The following is a 15,409-nucleotide window of genomic DNA, read 5'->3' on the forward strand; positions in this document are numbered from 1 at the left end:
ATCAACCACACGCTAACCATCTCACTTACTTAATGCCTACTACGCTCACAACTCGGCGCTAACGATCCCAGATAACGTTATTTGGAGTAATTTATACTCGCTGGAATTCTAACGATCTCAGGAGACGTTATTTCACCAAAATGATGCCTTTTACACCAACTTGGGCTGGGTTTTAATGAAATAGCGTTCCTACGGATCGTTACATTTTCAAACATGCCCTTTTCCGCGATATAAGGCTTCTGAGAATCGTTAGCGCTATAGGCCGCGATTCAGTCTGATCAAGGATCGGCAGCGCGTTTGATCGACCTGTATCATCTATCTTCGTTCACTTAATCTCCGCATACCGGATTCACTTCGACGGTGACTGGTGCATCCACATGGCGGAAGCCCTGAATAACCCCTACACGTTTGAAAAACTTGTGAAAGCGCTCGTTCGGATGGCCCTTTGCCTTGTACTCCGCCACGATGCGTTCTACGATGCCGCCAATTTCATCACCGGGAATACCCTCGGCTACAGGTTGGGCCGGATGTGCGTTGCGCCCAAACTTTTTGCCGCCAAGGAACAGATCGTATCCGCCTTTGCGGTAAACGATACCAATATCCTCCAGCACCGCGCCGTAACAAGCCATACCGCAACCGTTCAGCGCTACACTGGTTTCCTTCGGAGCAGATAATCCGCCAATCACGTCCTGAAGATGGTTAGCCATCGGAACGGCATCATCTTTCTCCAGATTGCAGAAATCACAGGCTTTGACCTTGATGACATCACCGATGGGAACAACGATAAAATTCGCTGCACGCAGCTGCTCCACCAGCGCATCCGGTTCAAACGTCGGCACCCTCAGAATGATCTGGTGCTCCGGCGTATACTCCAGCTCGCCGTCCTCGCTTGCGCACTGCGCCAGCAGGGCCATCTGGACGGCGGTGAACTTTTTGTTGCCCACGCCGGGCGCTACGCCGACCTCGAAGAGCGGCGCCTTGCGTCCCGGCACGGGCCGAGCTGGGGTGCCAACCGCTGCAGCGCCGTCAGCGCGATGCGCCGCCACGGCCGCCGGGCCTGACGCCGCCGCGTCCAGCCAGCGGCCTGCCGCTTCGCCCCCGAGCGCACCGCCTGCCGCGAGCCGCGTCAGCGCCTCGGCAGCAAGCTCGGCAGCGCCGGCACGCGGCGCAGCAGCAGCGGCGCGCGGTGCGGCTTCTGCCGCCGCGGGCACGGACCGCGATGCGGCAAGCACGGCGGTGCCGGCACCGCGCGCCGGGCTTGCTGCAGGCGGGGTCGCCGCCCATGCACCAGCGGGCGGCTGCCCTTGCGGAGCCGTGCCCGCTCCGGCGCGCGCGCCGTGCAGGGCTGGCTCCGCCGTTAGCGCGGCCTGCGCATCGCGGGCCGCGCTATCGCCCGCTGCCTCGCCGGAGGCGGCAGCGCGGGCTTCTTGTGCGCCGAGCGACCATGGCTCGGCTTCGGTGCGCAGCCGCTCATGAGGTCTGAGCGGCTGTTCCGCGGAGTTCAGCGTATACTTCCGCTGATATCCGCGCGGAGTGACCATGAGTCCTTCGTACATCATGGTTGAGGAATTGCCGATAATTACGGTAGTCAACATACCGATATCGTGATGCAGCATATCTTCCAGTGTCGTCAGGACCACATCCTGACGTTCCCGATACGCACTTTTGACCAGACCCACCGGTGTCTTGGGATCACGGTAACGAAGCAGCATCTCCTGCGTCTCCACAATCTGGCGTGTACGGCGTCCACTGCGGGGATTGTACAGAGCAATGACAAAATCAGCCGCTGCTGCCGCTTCAACCCGGCGAATAATCGTATCCCATGGTGTCAAATGGTCGCTGAGACTGATCGTACACGCATCGTGCATTACGGGTGCACCCAGCAGGGAAGCGCAGGACTGAACAGCTGACACGCCGGGAATAACCTCAACGGCTACGCCTGTGTCCGGCTTCCAGCCCTGCTCCATCAGAACCTCGTAGACAAGTCCAGCCATGCCGTATACCCCTGCATCTCCACTGGAGATTACGGCCACAATGTTACCTGCTTCCGCCTGTCTCACCGCTTCCTGTGCCCGGCTGACTTCCTCGGTCATGCCCGTACGTACAATGGCTTGTCCATTCAGCAGTGGGCGAATCAGATCCACATAAGTGTTGTATCCGATAATAACCTCGCTTTCCTGCAGTGCATCCAGTGCCCGTTTCGTTATATGCTCCATCGCACCCGGGCCGAACCCGATAATCAGCAGTTTGCCTTGCTTTTGCATATCTCTTCCTCCCTCATTCCACTCGTCACGCGGTTTACATCTCAGCCTATTTATCTAAAATGTTAACTTTATTGATAAGAACTTCCTCTCTTGATTACAGGCAGCAAGTTCCCCGTGATATGCGGTATTCCTGACTTCATGCTGATGGTACTCCTCATTTTTCGCCTGATCCTGAAGCTGTTTGCTGTCCGAAAAACAAAAAAATCTCATCCTGTTCACGGATGAGATACGCATGTACTTAAACTCAGGAAACGAACGCATGAATCCCCAAAAAAGGAGGTACACACGACCAAAACAGCCCATATAAGGCCTTTCAGGACAAACTGATGTTTGTCCCTTTCCGAATTTATCGTACACCACTCCTTTCCGCGAAGGGTTTGGTGACACATGCAAGGTAGGTCTCCTGGCTTTGGATCATCAGCTTTCTTTTCTGTCTTCCCCGTTTTCCGAGTGACGTTTATTGAAAAGCGCTTCACCATTACAGTGGCGGGACCGCTCGGGACTTGCACCCGATTCCCTGTTACCTCTTGCTTTACGCAAGAGCACCTTGCTGCTTTCATATTGATTTCATCATACCATCGGTCAGGAAAAAATGTCCACGATAATGAATATTGTCCATATCTTGATTTTCGGATAAAAATGAAAAAAGATCCTGATCCGCCAAACGGACCAGAACCTTTATGTATCCTGTATAACAAGCTTCTGTTTTTTCCTGCAGCGTTAACTCTCCACGCGTTTACGTTTTCTTCATCCAGTGATCTGACGTGCCTTCCTGCCTCCGTATACGCTGCTGCTCTCAACTCATTCCCGCCAGAGCTCCCTCTAAGACTCCCCCCGGACACCAACCGGATTAGCAGCAAAATAACGCCCCAGTTCAACAATAAGTGCACCCATCTTCTCTTCCTCCGGTACAACGAGTGCTTCAATGCCTTCCTCACGCATCGCATTTGCGGTCACTTTACCGACGGAAGCCGGAACTACACCTTCCCTGAAGGCCTTCAGCATCTGCTCCAGCTTTCCTTGAGAAGCGGCATATTCCGTTAAAAATCGAACTTGCGGACCACTTGTAAAAGCTACGGCATGCAGCTCATGCCGAAGGACTTCATCCAAAAGCTGCTTCAACGCAGCTTCTTCCGGTGGTACGTGACGATAAGGCAGCACTTGGCGTACGACGGCTCCCTGCTCTTCCAGCCAGTGGACCAGCTTGGGGGCCGTTTCTCCGTGCAGCTGCAGCATCACCTTTTTACCTGAGAGATCATGCGAGCCGAATTCACGAATCAATCCGTCCGTACTGCCATCATCGTCTCGTACCAAAGGTGTTAACTTCAGCTTCCGAAGTGCATTTACCGTTTTGTATCCTCTGGCTGCGACATTCGATTCAGACAGCACATTCCGAAACTGCCCGGCCACATCCATATCCTCCGCCATGTCAAACAAGGCATCCAGTCCCATACCGGTTGTAAACACAGCCCAATCCGGCGGATTGGAAATCCAGGAGACCAATCCATCCCTGATGCTGCGGTCATCCAGAAATACCGTTCCTTGTGCAGGACGCACAAGAGGGACTCCACCCATTTTTTCTACTAATAAAGACATCTCTTTGGACTTTCGCGGTCCGGTTAATGCTACTCTTACCCCTGCCAAATGCTGCGCCATACCTGTCCCCTCCGTTCAAATCAGCCGAATGTTCATCAGTCTGACTACAGTATACAGGCTGCTTGTACGGAGGGAAACCATATCTGCTTTCATTCCGGGCTCTTGGCTATAACGATTTTTTATAGTTTTCATCAGGAAGGCTGCAGATTACCGCCACCATGTGATGTTTTCCCCTTCTTTTCCCCGGACTTTTCTTCAGAGTGATCCGGTTCAGCGTGTGCCTGCTGCTTCTCATCCTCTTTGCGCTGTTTGTCTCTGGACGCACGTTCTTCGGACCCGGAATCCGGGACATGCTGTGCATCCTTCTTGCGCGGACGAAGGAAAAGAAACAATACAATTGGGAATAACACCTCGAACACGATCGCAATCCACGTCCACTCTCGAGTAAAGCGATTGAGCTGAACCGCATTGCGGAAAAACCAAAAGGCACATACAAAACCCAGCAGCGCAATCGGTCCAGTTAATACTTTACCAGACACCTTCGGAATCATTCGTTTTAATCCCCAGCATACAAAATACAGGTCAAATGCAATCTTGGTAATAATACAAGGCAGCGTTGCGGCAGCAAGCGCCAGATCAAACCGATCCAGGAAGTCACTGATCTGCAGCTGTCTTGCCAGCTCATACGATGGATATACAAGTCTTGAAGCAATGGGTACACCGATTGAAGCAATCGTTTCTACAACAATCAGCATCAGCAGCAATCCCGTAACAATAGTACCCGAAAGAATTGACTTCACGCGAAAGTCACTACCTCTTACCACAAAAGGCAGGGCAATCATCTCACCATAAAATGAAAAGATATACCAGCTTCCTGTCCCCACTCCCGCGAGGTCAACATCGAGATAGGGCTTCAAATTATCCAGATTGATCTGCTGAATCAGCATAAACGGAACGATGATGGAGTTTAACACAAATAGAGTCACATATAACTCCACCATACCGATTAGGGAACCGAGACCTCCCCTAACGATAAAAACGGCCATGACAATCAAAGAAAGCACGATTATCGATATAGGTGTTGTTTCAAGTAACGTGATACTTACATAATCCCCTGTTAGCCGTATATCTCTGGCAAGTACAAAGAAGAAAAACGTGATGTATAGAAACCCCGTTACTCTCCCGAGGAAGGGGAAGCGCTCCGCCAGCGACTCAAACAAATCCTTGTCTGGAAAACGCCGCTGGACACGGCTGAGCATCCACATCGATGTAAACATAATCAGAACAACCGGTACGTAACAGAGATAAGCATGCTGTTCTGCATAAAAAATGGCCTGAGCATGAGGTTGAAGCAGCGTACCTGTAATACTGAGCAGCATAATGATCAATACCATTTGTCGGTGGGTTACTTTCTGACTCATCCTGTCCCCTCCTTTCCTGCGCATACCTTCTGCATGTTAAGCAATCATACTGCACTTCATCCGGGCAGCGGCAGCAGACGCTGGATCACATGACTGATCCATACCGTTACAAAAAACGTCTTCGTGCTCAATGCAGTTACATACAACCAGATACCAATCCCTATGGCCATTAAACCGTAAGACAACCAGCGATTAATCGGGGCTGCCTGTTTCAGATGACGAAAATCCATGATAAGCGCGCCAACAACCATCGCTAAATATGTGAACAGAAGCGGTTTAATCATGCACAATGTCCTCCTCTACGACCCCGATCGGTTTATTGACAACGCCAACATTCTCAATGATGACATGGGGCTCTACATTCACCTTGACGTCCGGATAGAGAACATCCCAACGATCCTTAATCTTCTTCCACTCCTTTGGCCGCTGCTGATGAATTGATCTGCCCATACCGAGAATGTCCGCTTTGAACTTCTTCTGTACCAGATGGACCCCTTCTTCAATATCCTCTTTGAGCTTCTGGTGAACAGCCTCATTAATATTAAGAATCTCCTTCTCCTGCCGATCCCCATAATTGGATTCGTTGTCGACCAATACCCCTTTGGCATAGAGTTCAATGGTTATACTCACCTTCCCATTCTCTATATGAGGGTGAAGCGAAGCATTGTTCTCGTTCAGCTTGATAAACAAATCCCCTTTCCCTCGAGGGGCCTTGATCAAAACTTCAGGTGCATTCGCTTCACCCATCGCCAGAATCAGAGCATCTGCTGGTTCCTTATCCATCATGCCTACAAGTTTATCTTTTTTGAAAATAGCCAGACCATCCAGCTTGATATTGGTCTTGGAGTCTTTCCAATCTTTCGGTACGCTGTCCGAAACCGAAGCAATAGGCAGAAAAGGATCAATACCCTCGCTCAGAATGGAGTCGATAAATGTTTTGAGAGAACGCGGATTTCGCATATTCAGGAAACATAACTCTCGCACCATCTCTGAAGGGAATTTCTCAATGGGAGCATCCGTATCAATGACTTTATAAGCTTCACCCCGAGTGACGACAGGCATTGCCGATAACCGGTTGAGCGGATACCGCGTGAGTAAATCCAGCATCGAGGCCACACCTTCCCGGGCAAGCTCCTCTCCAATGAGGATGGTTCGGCGATGCGCATAATAAATTTTGCGAGACAATGATTTCTGACCTGCAAGTGTTGTTTCCCGCAGCGTTGGACCCGTGTTCGAGAGCAGGAACCATGACTTATCACCACTGGTCCCCCCGCCACCACCCTCACTGCCTGATGCACCTGACTGTCCTGGAAGAGCAATTTGCAGGCTTGCTCTGTAGTTCTCCTCTTCTTTATCAACGGCAATGCCGATAACAAAGGCAATGTCATTGATCTCTTCGCGATCCCAGCAGCCTGCAAGCATGGAAGTACACAGAATCAGCGCAATCACAGCTCTGTATTTGATAAGAACCTGCATGGAATCACCATCCTTCCTCAGCTTCCGGCGAACCATTAATATCTCTGGTCATACGTTTGCGGTCCCGATGTACAGTCGAAGGGCGATTGATCATTTTCCACCAAGGCACCCGGACCAAAATATCTTTGGTATCCTTCTTGCTGTACGGACTTAAACCAGACAGATATGGTACACCAAATGATGTCATCTGTGTCAGATGCACAGAGATGAGTACCAGACCAATGACTATGCCGTATAACCCTAACATGCCTGCCAGAAGCATGATCGGAAACCGCAGCAGCCTTACGGTAATGGCAAAGTTAAAGCGCGGAATAGTGAAGGAAGCTATGCCCGTCATCGACACGATGATAACCATTGGGGCAGACACAATACCTGCCTGTACGGCAGCTTGGCCGATCACCAGGGCACCGAGAATGCTGACCGCTTGCCCCACCGTCTTGGGCAGCCTGACCCCGGCCTCTCGAAGCGCTTCAAAGGATAATTCCATAATGAGCGCTTCGATCAGCGCCGGGAAAGGAATAGCTTCACGGGCACCGGCAATACTGAGAATCAGTGTGGTTGGAAGCATGTCCTGATGATAGGTTGTAACCGCGATATACAGAGCTGGCAGGAACAGAGCAATCGCTACGAACAAAAAGCGAATCCAGCGAATCAGATTCGTAATGAAAAACCGCTCATAGTAATCCTCGCTTGCCTGCAGCATCTGCCACATGGTCACAGGTGCAATCAATGCAAACGGTGTCCCGTCCACCATGATGGAGAATCGACCTTCCAGCAGGTTTGCAGCAACCGTATCTGGACGCTCCGAGTAGTGCAGCTGCGGAAAAGGAGAATAAGGATGATCTTCAATGAGCTCCTCAATGTAACCACTCTCCAAAATACCGTCAATTTCAATTTTTTCGAGACGTTTCTTGGCGTCCTGAATCAATTTGGGATCGGCGACTCCTTCCAGGTAGACCAAAACAACATCTGTTTTCGTATCGGAGCCCAGTGTCATACTCACCATTTTGAGTGCAGGTGTCTTCAGCTTGAACCGCAGTAAAGCTGTATTCATGCGGAGCGTCTCCGTGAATCCCTCCCGGGGTCCGCGGATGACCGATTCCGTCTGCGGCTCTTCTACGCCCCTTCTTATACCGCCCTTGACATTGAAAAGCCATGCTTCAGCTTCTCCATCCATGACCAGTAACGCCGATGAGGCAAGCACGCCCTCTGCCGCAGCGGCCCAGGTCTGAACTCGCTTTACCTGTGTTAATTCAATCCGTGTATCATCAATCGGCACATCCGGCTCGTCTGTTCGCTGCTGAATCAGTCCCCGAATAAGCGGACGCAGCATATGCTCCTGAATATCTGCCGAATTCACGATGCCCTCGACGTATACGAGGAGTCCCTGCACCTCCGGTGTGATCATAACATTGCGGAATACTACGTCGGAACATTCCGAGAATATTTCTTTTAATGCCTGAATCTGAGTCGTATGAACTCCACTAATTGGCTGCTTCAGAATAGGCGGGGACGGCAGTCCCAAGGGTATATGTCTGCTGCTGTCGGAGGATGCTCCTGAAGCTTTGGACTTACCACCGTCTGATGATGTTTTACCTGCCATATGCCGCCCCTCCATTCATGTTTTTATACGAGGTAGCTTGTGCCATAAGACAGGGAATTATGTGGTTTTTAATACAAAAAAATAAGCCTCCCATGAAGGAAGGCTTACAGATCGAAGTGATGGAAGTCTCATGCAGTAGGTTGAACGCACAATAGACCATGCGGCCATTCCATGTCTGTGTTAGTCTGCAAAATAATCCTCAGGTACATATTGAATTTCTGACTTGGCATAGATCGTAAGTGTATGCCGCTCGCTGTCATATTTTACGCGATCGCCATCGACATAATACCAGTGCTTCGTCAGAGGGCGGTCTTTACGCTGAACGAATCGAAATACGTTTAATTCCTGCCTCAGCTCGATAATCTTCGCAACGGTCTGCTCGTCCAGTCCCGAAACTGTAAACAGGAATCCCGTTCCATCCTGCTGAAAGCGATAAGACAGACCTGCATCCATTTTGCTGTTCGCCAGTCCACGCCCGGTCACTCCGTGTTTTACCATAAACCATTCCTGCTGCGCCATACGCATCGTTCCTCCTTGGATCTTGAAGTGGAGTTCGTCTTCTTTTATTAAGGCAGATCAATCAGCATATAAAAAGTGTCTTCAAGCCCTTCCAGCTTCATGGAAGAGGTCTGCTCCACACGTGCCGTATCTCCTGGATGCAGCACATGTTCATGCTGCAAACCGAGCTTGCCCTCGATGGAGAAAATGTACATGCGGCGCCCTTCTTTTTGCTCATACTCAAGCGTCTTGCCCTTGGATAATCGCCCAAGATAAATCGTCATGTCTTGATGAACCGTGGCAACCCGCGGCCCACCATCGGAGGAGGCTACAGGCACAAGAGCACCTTCCAAGGCCGCTGTATCAAACGAAGTCGTTTCGTAGGAAGGCTCCAGCCCTTTCGTATGCGGCATAAACCACAGCTGGAGAAGTCTTACCTCCTCGGTATCTGAGGCATTATGCTCCGTATGAATGACTCCGCTTCCTGCGGACATGCGCTGAATGCTGCCAAAGCCTGTTACAGCAACGTTACCCAGACTGTCCTCATGTCTCAGCTTGCCATGCAGCACGATGGATACAATCTCCATATCACTGTGTGGATGTGCCCCAAAACCGCGACCTGGTGCGATAACATCATCATTAGCTACCCGCATCGGTCCAAACGCTGTATTGTCGGAATCCTGATATTCACCAAAGGAAAAACTGTGACTGCCGCGCAGCCAGCCCCTGTCAAAGCTGGAACGTGCTTCGGATGGAATGACCTTAATCATATCGTGCAACCTCCTCAGATCTATTATTGTACATGTTGTATCTCTCTTATTTTTTCTTAGCAGCATACTTATTCTCATTATACCAAATTTAAAATGATTTCGTCCAAAACAAAAAGCTCTTTACCCGTCAGTTTGATCGGCAATCCACATTACCTCATCAAACTGGCAAGCAAAGAGCTGGTTGCAGAAATCATGCGGCGCTCTAAAGCTTTTCTTATATTTACCTTTATACTGCGCTCATGAATATGTTATGCCGATTCCCAATAATCAAATCAAGCACTGACATTCTGACGTGTGCTTCCTTTTCTGTTAAATAGATAATCCAGCGCGAGGAAGCGGCTTCCGGTCAGAAGAAGAGTCAGCGAACCTGCCATCAAGAGATAATCCAATTCTGTTCCGCTCAAGAAGGGCTGACCTGCCTTGGCTGTGAACAGTGCACCTACCATAACAGCGATGAACAAAGCTGCAAAGACACGAGTACCCAAACCAAGAATCATCGCTGCACCGCCTGCCAGCTCAATGATGGCAACAACCGAAGCCATAAAGCCCGGAATACCTATACTTTCGAAGAAACCAACGGTTCCGCTAATCCCCCCCTCAAATTTGCTCCATCCATGTAATACAAAGATGAAACCAATCATAATCCTTGAGAAAAAGAGACCAATTTCAACGTTTTTATTATTCATTATTCATCTCCTCATTTCATTCATTTTTTGTTCATTATGACTTTGTTCCAAAGCTGTCTTCTATCCAATTGACCACACAAACAGAATGGACAACAACAGGAACACCGCTGCCGAGACCAGAATGGCATAACGCGGTAACCGCAGCGCAACGTCCAGTTCAGGGTCCAGCAAACGGGAAATACGCACATTAACCGACGTATCGGCAAACGAGGATTGAATTGTTGGCGCTCTGCCTTCACCTGATGGTGAACATGTCCGAAGAAGTTTTAACAGCGCACTGCCAATACCGGCAGCGTTACCTGTACGTTCAATGGCTTCGTTATCCGCTAAAATCTCTCTCACGGTTCGATATTGCTGTGACGTATGTTTCAGCACAGGAATATACGGCATCACAGCAGCAAACACGGAGAGCATTGTCGTTTTGAGCGGGTCCCGATGCCGCAGGTGGTGAACCTCATGGTAGATGACCGCTCTCTCTTCATCGGGATCCAGCATGCTGAGCAGTCCTGTGGATAACACGATGCACGGCTGCCACAGCCCAATTGTAAACGCTGCTGGAGAAGGCTTGTCCACAACGAGAAACCGAGGTTTCTTGAGGTGCCGGTATCTTGCACTCAGCTCCGCTGACCACGTTCGAATCTCCATCGAGCGGAGCTTGGTCAATGCTGCCCGAGTCTGAATAATTCGTACAGACAGCATCCAGCTTGTACCCACGAAAGTCAGCACCACCAGCAGCATTAAGAAATGCCCTACAGACATCCAGCCCAACTGGCTCATCCAGTGATTGCACAGCCATAACAGATTCAGCCGGATATCCCATCCATATATTTTGTACATCGCATACATGAACATCTGCACGAGCACAAGTACCGGAATACCAAACCCGACGGTGAACAAAATCTTGGAACGGGTCTTCCACATATTAATCGTTATCCTTTTTCCACTGCTTAATCTTCATTTCGAGTCGTTCAATTAAGCCTTCATCCGCTTCATCCAGCGCGTCCAGCATATGGTTCAATGCCAGCGACCCGAATTCATCCACCAATTCCTGTGACAATTCCTTGGATTGATCGTTCATAAACGCCTCCCTGCTCTGTACCGGTTTATACAGCGATGTGCGGCCTTTCTGTGTTTTACTGAGCAATCCCTTATCCACCAAACGATTCATCACAGTCATAACCGTATTGAAATTTACATCCTTTTCCTGCTCCAATGCAGTCTGTACTTCACGGATGCTGCTTCCGGGGCGAGCCCACAGAATGTCCATAATTCTGGCCTCCAACGGACCGAAGAATCGGTTCAGTCCACGCTCTCCCACTTTGAAATTAAGTATTCTCATCATCTGACACCCCTCACACTACCCATTGTAGTGCCCACGAAGGAGAAGTCAACCTCTATGTCAGGTATTTTATGTAAATGATTTGTAAATTTGTTTTCCATTTGCGTATCAAATGACATAAGGAAACCGGGCTATTCTGCATAACTGCAGTCCTGCCCGGTGTTCATAATATACATTAATACGTACCTTTACGAAGTCATTGAAAAGAATAGCACTCCCTTCGTATTAAATGCAGGACTATACACCTTCGCCCGTCATTTCGTTTATTTTGGCATATGCCCGGAGATATCTATGCCCAAGCCATGAGCCAATCGAGCACCCAACTGTCCGTCCGCCCGGAAGAAATGGCATAAGGCTCGCATCTGAATATCTACCGGTACGGCTTTGAGATCATTCGTCAAATTATCCAACAGGTTGTGCTGCTCAGCAGGCGTGAACGAACGGAACAATTCCCCGGCTTGTGTGTAATCATCTGTTTTCTCAATTTTCTCTCTCGTGACATGCCCCTGCAGTGGAACCTGAATTTCACGGTAAGCCGGATCTTCTTGCGGGCTGCTGCTCGAACTGTTAGGTTCATAGTTTACAGGAGACAGATCTTGGTTCACATTCATGAGCCCATCACGCTGATGATTGCGCACAGGTGCATAAGGGCAGTTCACCGGAATCTGCAGATAGTTAGGTCCGAGTCGGTGCCGCTGTGTATCCGGGTAAGAGAACAAACGACCCTGCAGCAGCTTATCCTCAGATGGTTCAATTCCCCGTACAACCGCGCTCGGTGAGAATGCTGCCTGCTCCACTTCTGCAAAGAAATTCTGCGGATTACGGTTCAATGTCATCGTCCCCACCGTTTGGAAGGGAAGAACATCTTCCGGCCATGTTTTGGTCGGGTCGAGTGGATCAAAAGAGAAATCATCCATCTGTTCCGGCTTCAGCAGCTGCACCTGCAGCTTCCACTGCGGGAAATCACCGTTTTTGATATGTTCGTGCAGATCACGTGTTGCATGGTTGAAATCCTGTCCCTGAACTTCAGCAGCTTCCTGACGTGAGAAAGCGCGAACCCCTTGAACCGATTCCCATTTGTATTTTACATAGTGCACTTCGCCCTCGGCATTGATCCATTTGAATGCGTGTACACCGAAACCATCCATCTCCCGGTAACTCGCGGGCGTTCCCAGATCTGAGAACAGCCATGTCATCATATGCGTTGATTCCGGGGAGAGCGTCATGAAGTCCCAATAACGAGCCGGGTCCTGAATGTTAGTATCTGGAGCAGGCTTCAGGGAATGTACCATATCCGGGAATTTAATCGCATCGCGAATAAAGAAGACCGGCAGGTGATTGCCGACAATATCATAGTTGCCTTCACGTGTATAAAATTTAACAGCAAATCCCCGCGGGTCACGAGCAGTTTCGGGAGAACCCGTACCATGAATAACGGTTGAGAACCGTACAAGCACATCGGTTTCAGTGCCCGGTTCTTGCAGAAAATCCGCTGTTGTGTACGCCGTCATGCTCTGCTCCAGCTTGAATATCCCATGTGCCCCTGCACCTCTCGCATGTACAACTCGTTCAGGAATACGCTCTCGGTCAAAATGGGCGATCTTCTCAATCAGATGGTAGTCCTCCAGCAGGGTAGGCCCTCTTCTTCCTGCAGTCCGTGAATTCTGGTTATCTCCTACGGGAGCTCCCTGGTTGGTTGTCAAACGATCTGTCATCATGTCGTCCTCCTCTAGAATGGGTATCATGTCTGCTGTATCTATCTAATTCCAATCATATTCGTCGTTTGCCGAAATATACATTTAGACTTGATCTAACTGTTAAAATGATTCTAACATGTCCCATCCCTTCGCTGCATGAGGTTCACATGAGATTAGGATGAGGTTAATATACCTAAAATGAATGATATATGAAGGATGCGAAACACGTTTCATATGACACCGGAAATCACAAAAAAAGCGCAGACCGCTTCATAACGGTCTACGCCATATTTCATCCTGAATGGGCATAATCAGCATCACCATGGTGAATGCTCCTCAATTGTTTTTTACCGTTTACAGTCATGTACCTAGATCATTAGCCCTGTAAGATCCTCATACCCCATACGTGTTAATAACTCATTGCCATTCAGCTCCAGCACGTTCTTCCTACTTGTATCGAACTGCATCTCAAGTACGGACTTCAGCACTTCGGCCACATATCTGGGCTGGTTAAAATTCACAGCATGTGTTACATCCTCTTTTTTCATCCGTAATCCTTCATTCAAAGGACTGCCGGAAATCGGTGTATCCCGGGTTCCAAATACAATGATATATCTCATGTCCTTCTTTTCCGTAATGAACGTCAGTTTGGACCTGCAGTAAACGTCTCTGACCGTTCTATAGCTCCACCAATAGGTGCTTCCATTGACCACTATTTTTCGCATAAAATTAATCCGCCAACCGGTAGCCTACGCCTCTTACCGTTACGATATACTGAGGGGACGAAGCATTATCGCCCAATTTTTTGCGCAAGCTTTTGATATGAACATCCACCACATTGCTGCCGCCTGTAAAATCCGTCTCCCAGATATCACTCAGCATCTCTTCACGCGAGATAACTGCACCTTTGGCATCAATCAGCTTAAGCAGCAGATCATACTCCGTCTTGGTCAGGTGAATTCGATCCTGATCACGCTGTACACTCATGCGTTCCCGATCCAGCACCAAGTCTTTGAATCCGATTCGCTGTCCTTCTTCAGGTAAAAAAGCCCGCTTGGGCATTACCGGGCTGCTGCCGATCATGCGCTGTACCCGGTAAAGCGCCTCCTGCGGGCGCGCAGGCCACACCAGCAGCTCCTCCTGAAGCATCGGTCCGCTTGCACTGCCAATCATTTTCTCTCCCACCAGGTAGAGACAAGGGGTCGTGTGCTCGGCCTCGCGGTTCAACCGACTGTGGATTCCCGTAAACGCATCGATCGTTCCCGCAACCGAGAGATCATAGATCAGCAGATCAAAAACAAGGCGCTCATGGAGATCCGGTTCCCAGCGATGAAACACAAGTACGTCAAAACAGCTATCTGTCAAAGCCTTTACCAGTTCATGCACTTGTCCCGGCATCGGGCTGATCAGAATGACACGTCTCGTAATCGGGCAGTTATCCACCAGAGGCGGTTCAGTCATGGAGTCTGCCAGAGCAGGTTTAACCCGAAGAGGTAAACGCCGCCCTGACCATTTCACTTTTACTTGATCCGTTTGTTTTTGCATTCCCCGCAGACACCTCCAAATACCACATGTGCATGATCAATTGCATAACCCGTTTCTGCTGCTACCTGCTTCATCCACTGTGGAGGGACTTCTGTCATCACCTCATCCACTTTGCCGCATACCTCACACATAATGTGCTGGTGATCATCCATTCTCGCATCATATCGACTCGCTGTTTCACCGAGCTTAAGCTCCCGAATCAGCTCTTTGTCTGTTAAGTACCGAAGAGAATTATATACGGTGCCGTATGCCAGGTTATATCCCTGTTCTACCAGCCGATTCATGACTTCGGCAGCTGTCGGGTGATCTTCTGAATTACGTACGACATCATATACCGCTTGCCGTTGGATCGTTAAATTTAAAGTTTTCACAACCAGGTCTCCTTTTTATACTGCTCATCATGGCTATATTTTGTTTCGAACGCTATTGTTCGCTTCAGCTTTTTATAAACTTCAAATTAATTTTGATTTAGATTAAGTATAAATCTTAATGTATATCGAAGTCAATATTGCTT

Annotated in this window: 15 protein-coding genes and 1 riboswitch; all 15 genes read right to left on the reverse strand. The window is 49.4% G+C overall.

Going from position 1 to position 15,409, the window contains the following annotated elements; translation table 11 throughout:
- Positions 1 to 329: 329 nt before the first annotated feature.
- Positions 330 to 2,264 carry a precorrin-3B C(17)-methyltransferase gene (gene cobJ / locus MKY97_RS26720; RefSeq protein ID WP_342553165.1) on the reverse strand — a complete coding sequence of 645 codons (1,935 nt, stop codon included), beginning with the start codon at positions 2,262 to 2,264 and terminating at the stop codon, positions 330 to 332.
- A gap of 375 nt (positions 2,265 to 2,639) precedes the next feature.
- Positions 2,640 to 2,829: riboswitch (cobalamin riboswitch) on the reverse strand.
- 257 nt (positions 2,830 to 3,086) lie between these two features.
- Positions 3,087 to 3,920, reverse strand: a complete 834-nt coding sequence (locus MKY97_RS26725; protein WP_342553166.1) for a uroporphyrinogen-III synthase — start codon at positions 3,918 to 3,920, stop codon at positions 3,087 to 3,089.
- 131 nt (positions 3,921 to 4,051) lie between these two features.
- Positions 4,052 to 5,281, reverse strand: coding sequence for an endospore germination permease (locus tag MKY97_RS26730; RefSeq protein ID WP_342553167.1), 1,230 nt, complete (start codon positions 5,279 to 5,281; stop codon positions 4,052 to 4,054).
- Between the two features lie 56 nt (positions 5,282 to 5,337).
- Positions 5,338 to 5,565, reverse strand: a complete 228-nt coding sequence (locus MKY97_RS26735; RefSeq protein WP_342553168.1) for a hypothetical protein — start codon at positions 5,563 to 5,565, stop codon at positions 5,338 to 5,340.
- A complete protein-coding gene (locus tag MKY97_RS26740) occupies positions 5,558 to 6,757 on the reverse strand; it encodes a Ger(x)C family spore germination protein (RefSeq protein ID WP_342553169.1) in 1,200 nt (399 codons plus the stop codon). Before MKY97_RS26740 ends, MKY97_RS26735 begins: the two co-directional genes overlap by 8 nt.
- Positions 6,758 to 6,761: 4 nt before the next feature.
- The gene (locus MKY97_RS26745; protein WP_342553170.1) at positions 6,762 to 8,360 is read right to left on the reverse strand and encodes a spore germination protein; all 1,599 of its coding nucleotides are present in this window, start codon (positions 8,358 to 8,360) and stop codon (positions 6,762 to 6,764) included.
- 180 nt (positions 8,361 to 8,540) lie between these two features.
- The gene (locus MKY97_RS26750) at positions 8,541 to 8,879 is read right to left on the reverse strand and encodes a hypothetical protein (protein WP_342553171.1); all 339 of its coding nucleotides are present in this window, start codon (positions 8,877 to 8,879) and stop codon (positions 8,541 to 8,543) included.
- A gap of 47 nt (positions 8,880 to 8,926) precedes the next feature.
- Positions 8,927 to 9,628 (reverse strand): pirin family protein, encoded by a 702-nt coding sequence (locus MKY97_RS26755; protein WP_342553172.1) that lies wholly within the window; start codon positions 9,626 to 9,628, stop codon positions 8,927 to 8,929.
- A 272-nt stretch (positions 9,629 to 9,900) separates the two neighbouring features.
- On the reverse strand, positions 9,901 to 10,314 hold the full coding sequence (locus tag MKY97_RS26760; RefSeq protein ID WP_342553173.1) for a DoxX family protein: 414 nt from the start codon (positions 10,312 to 10,314) through the stop codon (positions 9,901 to 9,903).
- A 60-nt stretch (positions 10,315 to 10,374) separates the two neighbouring features.
- A complete protein-coding gene (locus tag MKY97_RS26765) occupies positions 10,375 to 11,235 on the reverse strand; it encodes a M56 family metallopeptidase (protein ID WP_342553174.1) in 861 nt (286 codons plus the stop codon).
- A gap of 1 nt (position 11,236) precedes the next feature.
- Positions 11,237 to 11,653 (reverse strand): BlaI/MecI/CopY family transcriptional regulator, encoded by a 417-nt coding sequence (locus MKY97_RS26770; RefSeq protein ID WP_342556465.1) that lies wholly within the window; start codon positions 11,651 to 11,653, stop codon positions 11,237 to 11,239.
- 263 nt (positions 11,654 to 11,916) lie between these two features.
- Positions 11,917 to 13,368 carry a catalase gene (locus MKY97_RS26775; protein ID WP_342556466.1) on the reverse strand — a complete coding sequence of 484 codons (1,452 nt, stop codon included), beginning with the start codon at positions 13,366 to 13,368 and terminating at the stop codon, positions 11,917 to 11,919.
- 350 nt (positions 13,369 to 13,718) lie between these two features.
- Positions 13,719 to 14,075 (reverse strand): hypothetical protein, encoded by a 357-nt coding sequence (locus MKY97_RS26780; RefSeq protein ID WP_342553175.1) that lies wholly within the window; start codon positions 14,073 to 14,075, stop codon positions 13,719 to 13,721.
- A 4-nt stretch (positions 14,076 to 14,079) separates the two neighbouring features.
- The gene (locus MKY97_RS26785; RefSeq protein ID WP_342553176.1) at positions 14,080 to 14,895 is read right to left on the reverse strand and encodes a winged-helix domain-containing protein; all 816 of its coding nucleotides are present in this window, start codon (positions 14,893 to 14,895) and stop codon (positions 14,080 to 14,082) included.
- Complete coding sequence (locus MKY97_RS26790; RefSeq protein ID WP_342553177.1) at positions 14,871 to 15,266, reverse strand: transcriptional repressor; 396 nt, start codon at positions 15,264 to 15,266, stop codon at positions 14,871 to 14,873. Before MKY97_RS26790 ends, MKY97_RS26785 begins: the two co-directional genes overlap by 25 nt.
- Between the last annotated feature and the right edge of the window lie 143 nt (positions 15,267 to 15,409).

It is taken from the genome of Paenibacillus sp. FSL R7-0652, assembly GCF_038595045.1.
Lineage (GTDB): Bacteria > Bacillota > Bacilli > Paenibacillales > Paenibacillaceae > Paenibacillus.